The 16,978-nt window shown below is 55.4% G+C and carries 16 protein-coding genes; 7 read left to right on the forward strand and 9 right to left on the reverse strand.

What is annotated here, in order from left to right; genetic code table 11:
* Window positions 1–417 precede the first annotated feature (417 nt).
* On the reverse strand, window positions 418–1,692 hold the full coding sequence (aceA, locus tag CAUR_RS20415; RefSeq protein ID WP_012259719.1) for an isocitrate lyase: 1,275 nt from the start codon (window positions 1,690–1,692) through the stop codon (window positions 418–420).
* A 125-nt stretch (window positions 1,693–1,817) separates the two neighbouring features.
* The gene (locus tag CAUR_RS20420) at window positions 1,818–2,126 is read right to left on the reverse strand and encodes a nucleotide pyrophosphohydrolase (RefSeq protein WP_012259720.1); all 309 of its coding nucleotides are present in this window, start codon (window positions 2,124–2,126) and stop codon (window positions 1,818–1,820) included.
* Window positions 2,127–2,236: 110 nt separating this feature from the next.
* On the opposite strand from CAUR_RS20420, the gene CAUR_RS20425 reads away from it, so the two are divergent.
* The 3 genes from CAUR_RS20425 to CAUR_RS20435 all read left to right on the forward strand — a co-directional run bounded on the left by CAUR_RS20425 (window position 2,237) and on the right by CAUR_RS20435 (window position 5,485).
* Entirely contained in the window at window positions 2,237–2,452 is a 216-nt protein-coding gene (locus CAUR_RS20425) for a hypothetical protein (protein ID WP_012259721.1), read from the forward strand.
* 39 nt (window positions 2,453–2,491) lie between these two features.
* A complete protein-coding gene (gene ilvA, locus CAUR_RS20430; RefSeq protein WP_012259722.1) occupies window positions 2,492–3,727 on the forward strand; it encodes a threonine ammonia-lyase in 1,236 nt (411 codons plus the stop codon).
* A 339-nt stretch (window positions 3,728–4,066) separates the two neighbouring features.
* Window positions 4,067–5,485 carry an FtsW/RodA/SpoVE family cell cycle protein gene (locus CAUR_RS20435; protein ID WP_012259723.1) on the forward strand — a complete coding sequence of 473 codons (1,419 nt, stop codon included), beginning with the start codon at window positions 4,067–4,069 and terminating at the stop codon, window positions 5,483–5,485.
* Window positions 5,486–6,841: 1,356 nt separating this feature from the next.
* Here CAUR_RS20435 and CAUR_RS20440 read toward each other — a convergent pair.
* The 3 genes from CAUR_RS20440 to CAUR_RS20450 form a co-directional block, all read right to left on the reverse strand.
* Window positions 6,842–8,032 (reverse strand): NAD(P)/FAD-dependent oxidoreductase, encoded by a 1,191-nt coding sequence (locus tag CAUR_RS20440; protein ID WP_012259724.1) that lies wholly within the window; start codon window positions 8,030–8,032, stop codon window positions 6,842–6,844.
* A gap of 64 nt (window positions 8,033–8,096) precedes the next feature.
* Complete coding sequence (locus tag CAUR_RS20445) at window positions 8,097–8,792, reverse strand: helical membrane plugin domain-containing protein (RefSeq protein WP_012259725.1); 696 nt, start codon at window positions 8,790–8,792, stop codon at window positions 8,097–8,099.
* A 109-nt stretch (window positions 8,793–8,901) separates the two neighbouring features.
* Complete coding sequence (locus tag CAUR_RS20450) at window positions 8,902–10,302, reverse strand: MBL fold metallo-hydrolase (RefSeq protein WP_012259726.1); 1,401 nt, start codon at window positions 10,300–10,302, stop codon at window positions 8,902–8,904.
* Window positions 10,303–10,586: 284 nt separating this feature from the next.
* Between CAUR_RS20450 and CAUR_RS20455 the strand changes: the two genes are divergently transcribed.
* Window positions 10,587–11,483: a LysR family transcriptional regulator gene (locus CAUR_RS20455; RefSeq protein ID WP_012259727.1), complete on the forward strand. Its 897-nt coding sequence runs from the start codon at window positions 10,587–10,589 to the stop codon at window positions 11,481–11,483.
* Here the strand turns inward: CAUR_RS20455 and CAUR_RS20460 are convergent.
* The 4 genes from CAUR_RS20460 to CAUR_RS20475 all read right to left on the reverse strand — a co-directional run bounded on the left by CAUR_RS20460 (window position 11,461) and on the right by CAUR_RS20475 (window position 14,611).
* Window positions 11,461–11,739 carry an anti-sigma factor family protein gene (locus CAUR_RS20460; protein ID WP_015909527.1) on the reverse strand — a complete coding sequence of 93 codons (279 nt, stop codon included), beginning with the start codon at window positions 11,737–11,739 and terminating at the stop codon, window positions 11,461–11,463. The two genes, CAUR_RS20455 and CAUR_RS20460, sit on opposite strands and share 23 nt — an antisense overlap.
* Window positions 11,726–12,352, reverse strand: coding sequence for an RNA polymerase sigma factor (locus CAUR_RS20465; RefSeq protein ID WP_012259729.1), 627 nt, complete (start codon window positions 12,350–12,352; stop codon window positions 11,726–11,728). Before CAUR_RS20465 ends, CAUR_RS20460 begins: the two co-directional genes overlap by 14 nt.
* A 329-nt stretch (window positions 12,353–12,681) precedes the next feature.
* Window positions 12,682–13,344: a protein disulfide oxidoreductase gene (gene pdo, locus CAUR_RS20470; RefSeq protein ID WP_012259730.1), complete on the reverse strand. Its 663-nt coding sequence runs from the start codon at window positions 13,342–13,344 to the stop codon at window positions 12,682–12,684.
* 76 nt (window positions 13,345–13,420) lie between these two features.
* Entirely contained in the window at window positions 13,421–14,611 is a 1,191-nt protein-coding gene (locus tag CAUR_RS20475) for an MFS transporter (protein WP_012259731.1), read from the reverse strand.
* Window positions 14,612–14,748: 137 nt separating this feature from the next.
* Here CAUR_RS20475 and CAUR_RS20480 point away from each other — a divergent pair, with 137 nt between their 5' ends.
* The 3 genes from CAUR_RS20480 (at window position 14,749) to CAUR_RS20490 (ending at window position 16,935) form a co-directional block, all read left to right on the forward strand.
* The gene (locus CAUR_RS20480) at window positions 14,749–15,417 is read left to right on the forward strand and encodes an esterase family protein (protein ID WP_242605000.1); all 669 of its coding nucleotides are present in this window, start codon (window positions 14,749–14,751) and stop codon (window positions 15,415–15,417) included.
* Between the two features lie 327 nt (window positions 15,418–15,744).
* The gene (locus tag CAUR_RS20485; RefSeq protein ID WP_012259733.1) at window positions 15,745–16,323 is read left to right on the forward strand and encodes a TadE family protein; all 579 of its coding nucleotides are present in this window, start codon (window positions 15,745–15,747) and stop codon (window positions 16,321–16,323) included.
* Between the two features lie 12 nt (window positions 16,324–16,335).
* Window positions 16,336–16,935, forward strand: coding sequence for a TadE/TadG family type IV pilus assembly protein (locus CAUR_RS20490; RefSeq protein ID WP_012259734.1), 600 nt, complete (start codon window positions 16,336–16,338; stop codon window positions 16,933–16,935).
* Window positions 16,936–16,978: the final 43 nt, after the last annotated feature.

A 16,978-nucleotide genomic window follows, 5' to 3' on the forward strand; every position in this document is an offset into this window, starting at 1 on the left:
GCGTCGAACCGGTGATGGTGTGCTTGTAAATCTGGTAGATGAGAAGTCATGACACACTAGCCAACTATGACCCCGACGCTACATCTGGACGATGCACCACTGGACGCCAGTAAGGGCGACGCATGCGTCGCCCTTACTACGACCACGCCGACAACAATCCACCAGTAGGGGCACGGCATGCCGTGCCCCTACTGCTACGCCGACAACAATCCACTAGCACCTCGCCGGTCGCACGCCTGACAGAGCACTCCTGCACGGATTTCACAACCTGAGTGATGCACAGTGACAGTCAAGATGCGATATGCGTCCCACCAGGGCTGCACACAACGGACAAAACATCCAGGGGGCAATCAGATGGTTGCCCCCTGGACGGATATTCGCGTCAGAAGCTGTTGATCGGGTATTAATCCGCTACCGCTAGTGGAACTGCTCTTCCTCAGTACTGCCGGTCAATGCCGTTGTGCTGATCTCGCCACCGGCAATCACCTGCGCCACCTCATCGAAATAACCGGTCCCAACTTCACGCTGGTGACGGGTCGCCGTGTAACCGTAGGCTTCTGCGGCAAATTCCGCCTGTTGCAATTCGCTGTAGGCAGCCATCCCCCGATCACGATAGTTGCGCGCCAGTTCAAACATGCTGTAGTTCAGCGCGTGGAAGCCGGCCAGGGTCACGAATTGGAACTTGTAGCCCATGGCACCCAATTCGCGCTGGAAGGCCGCAATCGTCGCATCGTCCAGCTTCTTCTTCCAGTTGAACGATGGCGAACAGTTGTAGGCCAGCAACTTGCCAGGGAATTGGGCGTGAATAGCCTCGGCAAAGCGGCGTGCCTCTTCGAGATTTGGCTCGCTCGTTTCACACCAGATCATATCGGCGTAGGGGGCATAGGCCAGACCACGGGCAATCGCCTGATCAAGGCCCGCCCGCACCCGGTAGAAGCCCTCGCTGGTGCGCTCGCCGGTGCAGAAGGGCCGATCCCGCTCATCAATATCACTGGTGAGCAACGTAGCCGCATTTGCGTCGGTGCGCGCCACAATGATCGTCGGCACCCCCATCACATCGGCTGCCAGACGAGCCGCCACCAGATTACGAATCGCAGCCTGGGTGGGGATCAACACCTTCCCGCCCATATGACCACACTTCTTTTCGGAGGCAAGCTGATCCTCGAAGTGTACACCTGCCGCACCGGCTTCGATATACGCCTTCATAATCTCGAAGACATTGAGTGGGCCACCAAAGCCGGCTTCGGCATCGGCCACAATCGGGGCAAACCAGTAAATGTCATTTCGCCCTTCGCTGTGATAAATCTGGTCGGCACGGCGGAGGGCATTGTTGATGTTGCGCACCAGTTGGGGGCCTGAATTTGCCGGATAGAGGCTCTGATCGGGATACATCTGCCCCGCCAGATTGGCATCGGCGGCTACCTGCCAGCCACTCAGGTAGATGGCTTTCAGACCGGCTTTCACCTGCTGCATTGCCTGATTACCCGTTAGGGCACCCAGGGCATTGATGTACGGCTCGGTGTGCAAGAGGTTCCACAAGCGCTCGGCACCCATCCGCGCCAGGGTGTACTCAATCTGCACCGAACCCCGCAGACGATACACATCCTCCGGCGTGTAGGGGCGCACAATGCCGGCAAAACGCGGCGTGTTCCAACTGTCGGCAATCTGCTTGATCTGTGCGGCACGATCCATGTGCGTTTCTCCAATTTCTGCGCTGAATCTGACGAACACGGTCTCAAAAGTATTGATGCTTAGCAGTATAACACTCTGCGTTACGGGGTAGTTACATCTTTGTGAAGGTGAGTGCAAACAACACCCTACCCTTCCCACGTGCGACCGTAATTCTCGGCCAGTTTGGTCAGGATGGCCTGTTCCAGATCAATGTCAAGCAGGTAAGCCAACTGAAAGAGGTAATTAGCCACATCGGCCAGCTCACCGGCCAGCGCTTCCCGGTCACGTGGTTCGTCACGGAACTGGAAATGTTCGAGTAGCTCCGCTGCTTCGACCGCCACCGAAATCGCGATATTGCGTGGTGTCTGCGGGAAAATACTATCAGGCGCATACCAGCCCTTGTCTGTCACAAACCGATTAATTGCGTCGGTTAATTCGGCTATTGTCATCGGCATGAGCAGGCTCTCCTTTCGTTGCAACCCATTTGTTTCATTGTAGAGCAAGAATGGTACAATAACGACGAATATTGCTAGGGAATTGGCGACCGTGCCAGAGGAGGAAGACGATGCTCACCGTGAATCAAATAGCGCAATACTGCGAACAAGAAATTGCGCGGTTGCAACTGGCCGGTGATCGCGAAGAACTGCGGCGGCTGCAACTGGCTATCGGTGTGTTGATGAAGGCAGCCGAGCAGGTTCGCGACCGCGAGACGGCTATGCGTTTCCGCATCCTGGCTGCCCGTGCCGCCAATGCCCAGGAACTTATCACCGGGGAAGATTAGGCCAATGCAGGCCATTAGTCCAGGGAGCAATGACGTTCCATGAGCCGATTCGCAATTGAACTGGCCGATATTCAGTCTGCACGGCGGGCGTTGCGGGATATTATCCTACCCACGCCAGTATTGCCGGCAACCCGCCTGAGTGCTGAACTGGGTGGGTCAATTTTTTACAAGGCTGAAAATACCCAGCAGAGTGGTTCGTTCAAAATTCGTGGTGCTTACAACACGATCATTCATCTGTCACCTGAAGAGAAACAACGCGGCGTGATTGCACCGTCTGCCGGGAATCACGCTCAGGGTGTCGCGCAGGCAGCCCAGTTATTGGGGGTAAAAGCAACAATTGTGATGCCTGAGCGCGCTCCATTGACCAAAGTGGTGGCAACCCGCCGGTTGGGCGCCGAGGTCATTCTGCACGGCGCCACCTTCGATGATGCGATGGCCTACGCACACGCTCTCAAAGAAGAACGTGGCTTAACCTACGTCCATGCCTTCGATCATCCACGGGTGATTGCAGGTCAGGGAACGATTGGCCTGGAACTGGTTGAAGCCCTGCCCGATTTAAACCAACTGGTCGTACCAATCGGCGGTGGTGGCCTGATCAGCGGGATTGCCCTGGCCGTGAAGACATTGTTGCCGCACGTGCGTATCATCGGTGTGCAGGCTGCCGGCTGTGCGCCGGTGCCGGCCTCGCTCGCCGCCGGTCATCCGGTGACGGCACCGACTGCGCATACGATTGCAGATGGTATTGCCGTGAAGCGTCCCGGCGAACTCACCCTGCCGATGATCCAGGCCCTGGTTGATGACGTTGTCACCGTTGATGACGAAGAGATTGTGATGGCAATCGCGCACGTGTTGCAATACAGTCGTCTGGTGGTCGAGGGAGCCGGCGCCGCAGGTGTTGCTGCCCTGCTCAGTGGTAAGGTGCCGGTACAACCACACCAGGTGACGGCGACGATCCTTTGCGGTGGGAATATCGATGCGAATCTGCTGATGCGGGTGATTGAGTATGCCCTGGTTCGCCAGGGACGCTACCTCTTGCTCCGCACCAGCGTCGATGATCGTCCGGGCGGCCTGGCCGGCCTGGTCAATCACGTTGCCTCGACCGGTGCCAGCGTCATGGATCTCTTCCATCGCCGTGGGATGTGGCGAGTGCCAATCGACCGTGCCGGCGTTGAACTCATCCTCGAAGTCCGTGATGAAGAACACGCTCAGATGGTCATCAATTCTCTCGAACAGGCCGGCTACCATTGCGAGCGCGAACCGAACTGGCCGATATAATACGCACTGCTTTATCTGGAACAGTGCGTCTGGTGTGCTCTGTAATCCACATCCTGCATTGCCTGAAGTGCGGAAGCTGTGCTTTCGCACTTCATGGCGATACATCTGGAAGAGGAAGAAAAAACCCTCGTTCGGCCCAGCACACTGCATTTGATGACTGCAATGCCTGCTATAATGCCAGACACAGAAAGGTGAGAGTATCCGCAGCAGGAAGCTACCCGAATAGTCGCCATCATGATCACGCGATAGGCACAACAGCGACAACGCTACCTGCGCGGCCAGTTTTTTGGATACACTCTCGCGATTACGATGACCGGTTTTCTCCCACGGAGACACATTATGGCCTCACTCCGTGCAACCTTTGCCCGCCTCCGCCAGTTGCGCATGGTGGAATTGCAACTGCTCGTTACCGTGCTGCTCTTTTTTGCTGCCGGTTATTTATTAGTCGTTGTTGCCACCGGCCAAAGTGAATTGCAGACGACAATTGAAGGGTTGGTTAGCATTCTCTGGCCATCAAGCCTACCCCTCGTGCTGTTTCTCGCCATTTCACTTGGCCTTTCGTGGCGCAGCCCAACAGCCGATCAGGTGATACTGCCGTTAGTAGCCTTACTGGCCGGACTGAGCCTGATGATGACGGCACGACTTGAGCCAGGTCTCAATCAGATCTACATTTGTAGCAACCCGGCTGGTGAGCGGTTCCCTTGTTACGAAGGGATTGCTGCCAGGCAAACCCTGTGGGTAACGCTGGGCACGCTGATCATGGCAACCATCCTTTTTACTCCTCTCGATCATCTCTGCATCCGGTTATTCCGTCTCTCGTTCACTGACGTACTCGATCACTATCGCTACCTCTGGCTGATGCTCGGATTGGCGCTCATCCTGGCTACCTTTGTCTTCGGCGTTGACCCCAACAACAGCGGAGTACGGGTCTGGTTCAATCTCGGCTTCTTCTACTTCCAGCCGTCGGAACTGCTCAAGATCATTCTGGTCATCTTCATGGCCTCGTACCTCAACGAGTACCGTGAAGTCGTGCAGTCGAACTACCGGATCGGGCCGTTTACCTTACCACCGCTCCCCTACCTGGCCCCACTGGTCGGTATGTGGGCTATCGCGATGTTGACCATCGTCTTCCAACGCGATCTCGGCGCAGCGCTCCTGTTGTTCGGTGTCTTCCTCACGATGCTCTACGTCGCCACCGGACGCGGCCTGTACGTTGTCGTGGGAGTGGCTGCCTTTGCCGGTGGTGCCTATCTGCTGTACCGCCTGCTGCCCATCGTTGGCTTACGAGTATCGGTCTGGCTTGACCCCTGGGCCAGTGCTCAGGGATCGGGATATCAGATCGTCCAGGCGATTTATGCATTGGCGTCTGGCGGCATCTTCGGGGCAGGTCTGGGGCGCGGTGTGCCAGAGTATGTGCCGGCGGTGCATACCGATTTTATCTTCGTAGCCATTGGTGAGGAACTAGGGTTAGCCGGGACACTGGCCGTGCTGATCGCATACATGCTCCTCATTTTTCGCGGTTATCACCTGGCATTAGCTATTCCGGGTCGTTTTCGCGGGTTCGAGCAACTGCTGGTTGTAGGGCTTACCTCAATCATTGCCGTACAGGCATTTATCATTCTAGGCGGCAATTTACGCCTGATCCCACTAACCGGTATTACATTGCCATTTATCTCATACGGCGGTTCGTCGATTGTGGTGAACTTCCTGATTATCGGCCTGCTCTTACGCATCTCGGTAAGCGATCAGCGGTACTGATCAGACGCTTTGTCATACCAAGAGTACCCTACCGGAATGATGTCACTTACATGCTCAGCGATCCACATCCACGCCAGTTCAGAGAGCGCAAGCTATGCTTCCGCACCGATCACACTCATTGCCAATGGCATGGAGGAGGCATCTCGCACCACACCTCATTTTTCTCAGGTGATCGCAAATCCGAAACAATGCACAGCGTGCGATCCAAGGCGTACCCATTCGCCCCCTTCATTCGCCGCATCCCCTGTATGGCAATGTGAACGGTCACATGTGCCGTCCACTGTAGGGGCGGGTTCTAAACCCGCCCGGGTTCTAAACCCGCCCATCCCGAACCCGCCCCTCCGTTGCATGCCGGTGTTCCCAACGCATCGTTACTCGCGCATCATGCGCGTGTCGCGCGGTGTGGAGTGCGGCAGCCATGCTGCCGCGCCAGCCGTACTCACGATCCGACGCGGATTGCAGCGGACTCCCGTGCCGGTACGCGACCCTGATGATGGCGATGGCTAAACGCAGGCTGACCGCCTGCCCCACAGCGTGCTGGTGCCGGTGGTGCATAGAGGCGGGTTCCGTAGGGGCGGGTTGAGAACCCGCCCCTACGGACGGTATCTGTACCGTTCACCCGACCATCCACGGGATGCGGTGAATAGGAATGTCTTGCACGGCGTGCAATGGATGGTTGTTCAGAGGTGATTGCAGCCGCTACGCCCCCCTCTCTCGCGCAGCGCTATGCCTTACCCATACCCAGGTTATCAACCGCTTCGCTCATCAGTCGAACCTATCTCATTGTGCGCGATCCTGGGCACTATCGCGTTGCATCGCTGTCGCGTGGGTCTCACGTCACGAATGGGCAGCGGATGGTCGCAGTGCTAGCGGCGGTAGACGGTGTATCAGACCGTGGGGCAGGCAGGAAGCCTGCCGGCAGGGCCAGCACCTGACAGCGGTAGCGGGGATGCCGGCACGCAGGCCGGGCTGCCTGCGCCACAGGGAGCACTTGCAGCCCAGCCTAACGCAGCGCGACATGTGGGTACTGCATAGCCCAGCGGGGGCCGGGTGGGGCAAATCACACATTAGCCCTGCGCTCAGCGCACGGGCAAGTCGCGCACAATCTCTCTCCCTGGCACTGCATCTGACCGCGAAGGTACGGAACGCCCGCGACAACCTGCTAACGAGCTGCCGGTAGCAAACCCGACAGATCTGGCAAACAGAAAGCTGTACAGCATTGGTCAAGATGTTGTCTAACACACGACAACGGGACGGGTTTTGAAACCCGTCCCGTTATCGCAATTCATGACGGCAATAAGACAAAGGGTTCTTGCTGGCGGTAATTATATCAACTTTAGAAACCCTCACCCCTTCTTACATCCGACCACGCAGCATACCGTTCCAGTACATCGCCGGCAAGCCGTATGCCTTCAGCGCATACATACTGTAGCGCTCCTGGGACTGATCGAAGGGGAAGCTCTCTTTGGGTTGGTTGGTATAATCGAACTCAGCCAGGATCAGGCTGCCATAACCGGTCACCAACGGACACGAGGTATAGCCGTCGTAAGTGGCAGGCAGTGTCTCATTTGCCATTGCTGCCATCAGATTCGCAACCAGTACCGGTGCCTGCTTACGGATCGCTGCTCCTGTCTTCGATGTCGGCAGATTCGAGCAGTCGCCCAGGCTAAAGACGTTGGGATAGCGCACGTGCTGCAACGTATGCTTATCAACCTCTACCCAACCGGTCGTATGGGCCAACTTACTGCTCTTGATCACATCCGGCGCACTCATCGGCGGTGTTACGTGCAACATATCGAAGTGAACAGTCACCGTCTCCTTCGTTGCCAGATTCATGAACACCGCTTCACGTGCTTCGCCGCGCACTTCAATCAGATCGTGCTGGTAATGAACATCGATACCCTTGCGCGCAACAACCCGATTTAGCGCATCAGCATACTTCTTGACGGCAAAGATTGCTGTACCGGCATGGTAGAAGTTAAGCTTGCTCTGCTGGCGAGCACCTGATCGGCGGAAGTAGTCATCGGCCAGATAGACGATCTTCTGCGGCGCGCCACCACACTTAATCGGCGTACTCGGATGGGTGAAGACCGCATTGCCACCGCGGAACGTGCGAATATTCTGCCACGTATACTCAACGGTGTCATACGAGTAGTTCGAGCAAACCCCATTCTTCCCCAGCGTCTCCGGCAGACCCTTGATCTTGCCCCAATCAATTTGAATGCCCAATGCCACAACCAGATAGTCGTAGGTGATAGTCTCACCGTTGCTCAGGGTCAAACTATTCGCATCAGGGTCAAAAGCCTTGACTGCTTCCTTGATCCATGTCACGCCGGGTGGAATATAATCGGCTTCCGGTCGTGCCGATTGCTCGCGGGGAAACACACCACCACCAACCAGCGTCCACAATGGCTGATAGTAATGGACCGTTGACGGTTCGATCAGCGCCACCTCTGGCGGATTCGGTTGATCCATCAATTGGGCCGCAACGGTGAGACCGCCGGTACCACCACCGGCAATAACAACCTGATAGTGGCTCTTGGCCATAGCAGTACCTCTTTCTCTTGCGAATAGCAGCTTGTGCTGCGACATGCCAGTAACGAGTTTCTAACTAGCCCGGTAATTTCTGACCGAATCGTTCGGCGAAATTCAGGGCAAAACCGAGCGACCGCTGGACATCGCGGTTGAACAGTGCTCCCAGTAACGCCATCGGCCCGGCCCGCCGTGGTTCGCGCTGAGCACTCACCAGCGCATGGGCCGCAGCCCCCATAACCTGCAGGGTCTTGGGATCAAGCACACCCGAACTCATCAGGGCTTTCATTTCGTCGGATTGCATTAAGGCAACCAGATTGCGGAGCGCGACTAAACCCTGACGTGCCGTGTCTTCCAGATCGATGCCCTGTTTACGAATGGCTGCATAGAGTTCATCGATCATATCGACGGTCATCGCCGCAAAACCCGGTGCCTGCCGGGCCAGTTCATCGAGCGTTACCAGTTGTTCACTCAAGCCAGCCAGTGCTCGCAAGGTCGCCGGATCGGTTAACCGCTCAAGCGCGACGAGACCCACCTTCAATCGTTCGTCGATATCAACCCCGGCACTGGCAGCGTCACGGTACAACCCATCAACCGTGTCAGTCGCCATCGCCAGCAGCGCCGGCGCTTCATCGGCGAGGGTGTTGACCTTCGCCAGGTGCTGTTCAAGCCGATCCATCCGCTCCATCAACTGGTTGAGGAGTTCAGCAATGTGACCGACTTCCAGCGTGTGAACCTCACCGGCTGGTCCACTGTTGGTATGCGTGTACGTCATAGTACTCCCTGCGTCTTGCGCCCGCTACGCAGCGGGCTAACCACTATTCGCCTCGCTGTTGTTTCTGCCGGTAGTAATGGCCACTCCTACCGGCAGAAACAGCACGCTGTCAAACAGCAACTGCTGAAGCCAGTTCTCGCCAGGTGCCCTGCGGATCGACCAGCGTCGCTACGTTGGTAAAACCAAACCGGCGCAGTAAGCTCGTGCCAACCTGTGAGCGATAGCCGGTTGCACAGTGCGCAATAATGGGGGTATCCCGTGGAATGTCGTCCAGGCGGCGCGGCAGATAGCCGAGCGGAATGTGCAGCGCACCGGGCAGATGAATCTCTTCGTATTCGGTCAGGTTACGCATATCGAGAATGACTGCCGAATGATCGCTCAGAGCGGCGCTCAGGTCTTTCACCGTAGCGGTCGGCAACTGCACGAGATTATCACCGAGCGCTGACGCCGGCAGGTAACCGGGAATATCATCCACCCCAATCGCCCGCAAATCCTTCAAAATCTGATTCATGTCGGCGCCATCCGGCACAACCAGGTAGGTGGGCTTGTTGAAATCGACGAACCAGCCTACATATGTGCTGTACATCTTGCGAATGGGAACACTGATGCTGCCCGGAACGTGACCGGCGACAAACTCGGCAGCACTGCGCAGATCAAAGACCATTGCCCCTTCTGCCATTGCCTGATCGAGAAGTGGCCGCTCGACCTCTACCGGGGTTGCCAGATCGTGCAAAAGCGCCGGCCCGACTTTGTTGACATACTTCATGCGGGCAAAGTAACGCGGTGGTTCCGGTTGACCCTTCAGCAACCAGCGCACAAACGCATCTTCATCGTCAAACTGGAACGCCGGGTTGAAACGCTTCTCGTAACCGAGTGTGCTCGATGGAATGGCGCCCAACGCCTTGCCACACGCGCTGCCTGCACCGTGAGCCGGCCACACCTGCAAATAGTCAGGAAGTTCGGCAAACCGTCGCACCGACTGGAACTGTTTGCGTGCACCCGGCTCCTTCGTACCAGAAATACCGGCGGCCTCTTCCAGCAAATCAGGGCGCCCAACATCACCGACGAACAGAAAATCACCGGTGAACACACCCATCGGCTGATCGGCACCGGCAGTATCGGTAATCATGAAAGCAATGTGCTCTGGGGTATGGCCGGGGGTTGCAATCACCTGTACCTTAATGTTGCCAACCATCCACGTATCGCCATCCTTCACCAGAATGGCCTTCTCAATTTCTGGGTAGGCATACTTCCAGTTGGCATCGCCCATATCGCTCAGATACATCTGGGCACCGGTACGGGCAGCCAGCTCACGGACACCGCTGACAAAATCGGCGTGAATATGAGTTTCCGTTACATGGGTAATCCGCAATCCTTCTTTGGCGGCTACGCGCAAATACGGCTCTACATCGCGCATTGGATCGATGACCATTGCCTCACCGGTCTTAGCGCAGCCGATGAGGTACGAAGCCTGCGCCAGCATCTCGTCGTAGAAATACTTCAGCAACATCGCTTTGCTTCCCTTCTTTTTCACGTATGATTAGCCGTACCCGATCCCGTATGACAGCTTTGGCGCCAATCGCTTGTTGAGAGTGTTGGGATTTGACAGTTCTGACAATAGCAGAAATACCCCCTTGGCAGAAGCCGAAACATGCTTATACTATCTCTAAGCAGAAACTTATAGCTCAGCGACACAAGAATCATTGCATCCAGGAATAGATGCATTTCTCTGAATGCACAGGTTTGATCATTTGGTATCGACAGGTTGTCTAAACAGCATAACCAGGAGCAACGATGCTCGATCTCTACAAACTCGATATCTTTACCCGCGTTGTAGCCGCCGGGAGTCTCAGCAAAGCGGCTGAACAGCTACACATGACGCAATCAGGGGTGAGCCAGCATATCCGTGCGCTCGAAGATTCGTTAGGCACTGAACTCTTCGTGCGTGGCCGGCGTGGTGTTGAGCTGACGCCAGCCGGTCAACGTCTGCTGGCGTATTGTGAGGGCATTTTTCGCCTGGTCGCCGAGGCCGAACTGGCAGTGACTGATGTTGCCGGTCTGCGAGATGGACAGTTGACGATTGGGGTGACACCCGGTGTAAGTGCCTATCTCTTGCCTGAATGGGTGCAGATGTTTCGCCAGCGCTATCCCAACCTCGCCGTGAGCGCCCAAACCGGCACGACGCCATCTATCGTGAATGAATTACGGAACGGCAGCCTCGATCTGGGTGCAATCGAGGGCGAACTCGATAGCGCGGAACGTGATTTGCAGCAACAGGCGCTGCGCGAATTCGATCAATACGTCGTCGTTGGTCGCCGCCATCCGTGGTGGGGGCGCAGTGAGGTTCATTTGCAAGAGCTGGCCGGTCAGCCGATGGTGATGCGCCAATCGAGCAGTCAAACGCGCGTCTGGCTCGATCATGCCCTGCGCGAGCAATCATTAACGCCCCGCATCATCGCCGAACTCGACAATCTGGAGTCGATTAAGCGCATGGTGATGATCGGAACCGGCCTGACAATCCTGCCGCTCTACGCTGTAACTGCCGAACAAGAAGTTGGTGCCCTGCATCCCATCCCTATCGCGGGCCGGCCACTACGCCGCACACTACGCCTGCTATGGCGGGCAACCCGCCCCCTATCACCGGTGGCGTATGCCTTCCGACAATTACTCATTGCGCATTACGGTCATTGATTTTTGCCCGCAGACGTTGTTGCATCTGAACAATTAAACGTTCTTCCAAAGCAGGTGGTAATGGCAGTGGTTCATCTTCAAGGTGATGGAGCAGGCTAATTGTCTGCCGCAACGACGCCAGTAATTGCCGGCAATCTGGACAACGACGAAGTTGCTCTTCCAACTCACTACATTCAGTCGCACTCAATTCACCATCGAGATAATCGTTCAGAAGATCGATGAGTTCATGACAGGAATGATGGTCACTGGTCAACATCACGCTGCTCCTCCACCGCTTCGACATAGCGAGCCAGCAGTTCGCGCAGGCGCAAGCGGGCACGATGCAGACGCACCTTCACCGCTGCCGGACTGATGCCCAGTTGTCTGGCCGTCTCTTCAGTACTCAAATGCTCAATATCGCGCAAGACTATCACGACCCGCAATGCATCGGGTAATGTGGTGATTGCCTGCATAATTTCGCGCCGTAATTCCTCATCGAGTACAGTCCTGGCCGGATCAACAGCCCAGCGTGGTGCCAATTGCGAGAGTGAGGTTTCGCTGCTGAGATCACCTATTTCGTCAAGGTCAAGCTGCGCCCGCTTCTGCCGCAGCAGCATCAATCCCTCATTCGATGCAATCCGGTAGAGCCAGCTTCGTAGACTGCCTGCACCGGTATATTCCGGTAACGCTGCACACGCCTTGATGAAGGTCGTCTGCAACACATTCTCAGCTTCGTCAGCATCACCTACCAGGTTGAGTGCGCGGGCATACACAAGCGGGGCAAAACGTTTTACAAAACACGTACAGGCATCAGGGTCACCGCGCCGCAAACCGGCCAGCAGTGCCTCTTCATCATCGTACAGCGACAGATCAATGGATAGTCCCGACACAGCAATTCCTCCAGCACAGCTACTTTTTCCAGTATAGCATGTCTGCGCTGGACAGCTCTCTGTGCTTTGATCAGCTAAACCCGTTTCACAGCAATCTGTTGCAGAGCGCATTGCGTAGACATCAACCTGCGCTCTACCGAAAGCAATCCGCGAGGTTCAACAGCTATCGCCGGTAGCCCTGTCCTCATAAACCGGCTATGCCTCAAGCGGCTGTCTGCACAACGCTATCGGGATAGCTGAAAGCATCAACTTCAGCTATCCCGATAGGAGAGCAGGACGGCACCAGCTTTCCTGTAGTCTACAGAGGTATTACTCTCGCAGAGCAGGCATTACGCCGCCGCAGCAATCGCTTCCCGCAGTTTATTGACCATCATCCCTTCGGGCACTGCACCTTCGATATGCACGAGATCATCTATGACGGTCTTGGGCACTCCCATCACCGCGTAGCGGTCGCCCAATTCGGGGAATTCGGTCACTTCGATGCCTTCGGCAGAGATGTACGGACTGGCCAGAGCCAGGCGGTACGCCATCACCACTGCGCGCGGGCAGTACGGACAGGTTGGCGTCACAAAGACTTGCAAGTGCATTGGGGATTGAATCGTCTCCAACAGCGCCATGGTTGCCGGTTGCAAGTCAGGCTGTACCGCACCACCGGCCAGACGGATAGCTTCAATTAAGGAAGCAAATTCATAACCACTGGGCAATCCGGCAAAGCGCAGGCCGTGATTCTGCCGCTCTTCACCAACCAGGAAAACAATTCCCGGCGCTTTGTCAACACCCAATTCCGCAGCATAGGCACTATCCTGATCCAGATCATAGACGTGCAGACTCAGCATTGGATGGAGAGCCACAACTTCTTGCAACAGTTCCTGGGTGACCTCGCTGTACTCACCACTTTCGGCAGAGGTGAAGAGCACGATGTCTACCGGTCGATTCAGACCTGTAAATGCTCCCTGCACCGCCTTGCGATCTTTTTCCTGCATAAGAGCCATGTGTTGTTCCTTTCACAATAATTCGCATCACTACCAATAAGATGCAAGGCCGGTGCGTTTAGTTACATTGCCGGTCTCAGGCACGGCCTTCTCTCATAGCTATGATACCAAAGCCTACCCCGCACAGCACCAGGATTCCGGCTAACGTGCTATTCACCGCATAACCGGCAGTCACGCTCAACCACGGGGCTACAAGCGAACCGAGAATCCGTCCACCGCCGATACTGGCCGTCATTGCCGCGAGTACTGTGCCACGGCCCTGCGCACTGAGACCACTGATCAAGGGGAAGGTCGAGACGATGGCAAACTCAAAACATAAATCAAACGCCAGCAGCAAAATCAGAAACGTGAGCCAGGACGTACTCTGCGGCAACAAAAGCAACCAGACACCTACCAGCGCAAACCCACCAAGTACTGCCCGGCGCTTACCGATGCGGTCGGTGAAGAGGGTTGCTGCCAGTGAACCGATCAGTTCAACGACCCCTAACAATCCGAAGACGAGACCCAATTCTGTCGTGGTAGCCCCAAATGTGTACTCTAACCAGCCCGCGTAGCTGACAAAAATCAACTCAACGGCTGCCATCTGCACAAAGATAAAACTCAGCGCGGCCAGGATAACCGGTTTGAGCACGATCTGGATTGGATTGACCCCGGCAGATGTATCGCCACCGAACTGTGTGTAGTGAATGCGTTCATCGTTTGGTAGCATTGTCATCAAGGCAACCGTGGCAATACCAACAACCGTCAGACCGGCAAAAACCATTGCCAGGCCAAACTGTTCTGCTACCCAGGTTACCAGTGGTATACCGAGCAACGCCGAGAGCGCCCAGCTCAGTTCCAGCACTCCCAGCAAACGTGCCCGTTGAGAATAGTGACTGCGAGCGCTTACATAGCTCTGCAATGCCGGCATCGCAATCGCCACCGCCAGACCGACAAGCGCATACCCGGACAGGAATAGCCCAAAACTACTACTCACCCCACAAACTGCAACCCCCAACACAAAGATAATCCCGCCCCAGAGGATCACAATCCGATCACCAAACCGATCACTCAACACCCCACCCAACGGACTCAGCAGTGATGCGGCAACCTGGACGGTTATCAGCAGACTGGCTGTACTCAAATCCACGGCAAAACTGGCAGCAAGAAACGTCAGCAATGGATAGACCAGACGAAAGACCAGACTGATCAGCCAGCGCATCCAAACCAGCATTGCCACGTGGAACCACGATAGTGTCTGCAAATTCGTTGTGGTGCCTGTTATCATACCCGTGATACTCTTTCATTGACAGTCAGTTCACAGCAGGCTATCATTTTAGCTACCGTAATCGCTGTTTAGACAACAACCTTATACGTATGCAACGCCAATATCACTCGTGGCACAGCCCTGCCCTTAACCGAACGATGGAACTCCTTGTTTTTGGTCATGCTGGTGCGCCGGTCCTGGTCTTTCCCACATCGCATGGCCGTTTTTACGAGTACGAAGACCGGGGGATGGTGGCAGCACTCAGTCATCATCTTGAACAGGGTTGGATACAGCTTATTTGTGTCGATAGTGTTTATAGCGAAAGCTGGTACAACTACACTGCCGACACCGATGCCCGCATCTGGCGCGAAGAACAGTACGAGCACTACCTGATAACTGAAGTGTTACCGCTTGTGCGCCATCTCAACCCTAACCCGTTCCTGATCGCCACCGGCTGCTCATTCGGGGCCAGTGAGGCTGTGGTTTTTACCCTGCGTCATCCGGGTCTGGTACGGCGGGTGATTGGTTTATCGGGACTCTACGATCTAAAGCGATTTTTCAGCACCTATACGCAGGGTGTCTATTTTCACAATCCGGTAGACTTTGTGCCCAATTTAAACGATCAATGGACAATAGATCGCCTGCGTGAAACTGACATCATACTGGTCACCGGGCGTGACGATCCGTCAGCGTGGTCGAATGAGTTGTTGTCGAGTCAATTGTGGGCGAAAGGCATCGGTAATGCGTTGCGCATTTGGGATGGCTGGTACCACGATTGGCCCTACTGGCAACGTATGATTGTACAATACATTGGCGGGCATGATTAAAGGCTATATACGGCTAATGGGTACGTGAAAACCCGATCGGAAACCTGAATATATCAGGCACGGAAGAAATATATTCCAGGGGAGCTGTTAGCGAGCTGAGTAGAAAAGCTACTTCTAGTCGCGATCAAGGGGTCTGATTCATAACAGACTGAACATTAGAGCATGGCACAGGCACAAAGCCTGTGCTATCCTTTCTCGCAGTATATTCCCGGCCAGAATCCACCGTCATGCCCTTGTAAAAAAGCCGGTACCTTCGGACTATTCAACCATCCTGTGAGCCGTTCTATACTGATAACCAGAGCAAAAGCTTTTGCGGGAGTGCGTGCTATGCAGAACAAACCCGGACAATCTATCGTTGAGATGGCACTCTTGCTGCCGGTTATGCTGATCGTCTTGTTTGGTATCATCGAATTCGGCTATCTGATCTTCGCCTATTCGATGGTATCGCAGGCGGCACGTAATGGTGCCGAGGCAGCCGCGCAATTGCCGCCATACGAAAGCTGGCTACAATTGCGGAACAACCCGCCGGCTAATTATCCCGGCTTTACAGCAGATGCCTGCGTGCGCGGGATTATGGAAGCGATCCGGTCGGACATTGTGCTGTTCGATGGCAGCGGGAATGAGGGACGGCGGATTGAGGATTATGTCATCATTCGCTATCCGAATGGTGGTCAAACTCGAAATCTCAACGACCGCGGGCCGATTGAGATCGAGATTAACTACCCGGTACGGAGCATTACGCCGCTCTTCGACTTGATTGGGCTGCAAGATGGCACGCTCAACCTGCGTGTCGTGCAGCGCCGTTCGATTGAGAACCTGGGCGTCGATCCCAGAAATCCACGTGGCGTAGCCTGTGCCCGCAATGTTGCCGATTGGCAAGAGATGCAAGTGCTGATGCAACCGTAGGAGAGTGGGGACATGATGAACACGAAACGTCGTCGCAAAACAGTCGGCCAGGCGATAGTTGAATTTGCCCTCTCGGCTACGGTCATTTTTCTCTTGCTCGCCGCAGCCGTTGATCTCGGTCTGATCTTCTTTACGCTTCAGGCGTTACGGGCCGCAGCCCAGGAAGGTGCCACTTATGGTAGCTATCCGGTGGTGGTTACCAACAGCAGTGGCCAAGTGACCGCAGTAACCCTGAACTATACCGAAATTTTTCGTCGTATTCGTACTGCCGGTGGCACCCAGCCGATGGGGGTAGCAAATCTGCTTGATCTGAATGGCGACGGGGTGGATGATGCCAACCAGACGGCTGTTTTCAATGCAAGTAACCCGACGAATCCAAATGGTTTTGTGATTATTGAAAACCCCAAAGGTGCCAATCCAGCGAACCTGAGTGGAACATGCGCAACTACGACACCGCGGGTCGATATGCGCAACGCCGGTCAGAATTGCTGGATCAGAGTAACTATTCGCTATCGTTACCGGCTCTTCTTCCCATTCGCACCGGCATTCGGACAGGAGATTATTCTGCGCGTTACGCACACGATGCCTATTCGTAGTCAATTTGTCGGCTGACAGACGACAGCCCGCCACCGTTTAAGTCACGCTCCTACACTAT

Source organism: Chloroflexus aurantiacus J-10-fl, assembly GCF_000018865.1.
Taxonomy (GTDB): domain Bacteria; phylum Chloroflexota; class Chloroflexia; order Chloroflexales; family Chloroflexaceae; genus Chloroflexus; species Chloroflexus aurantiacus.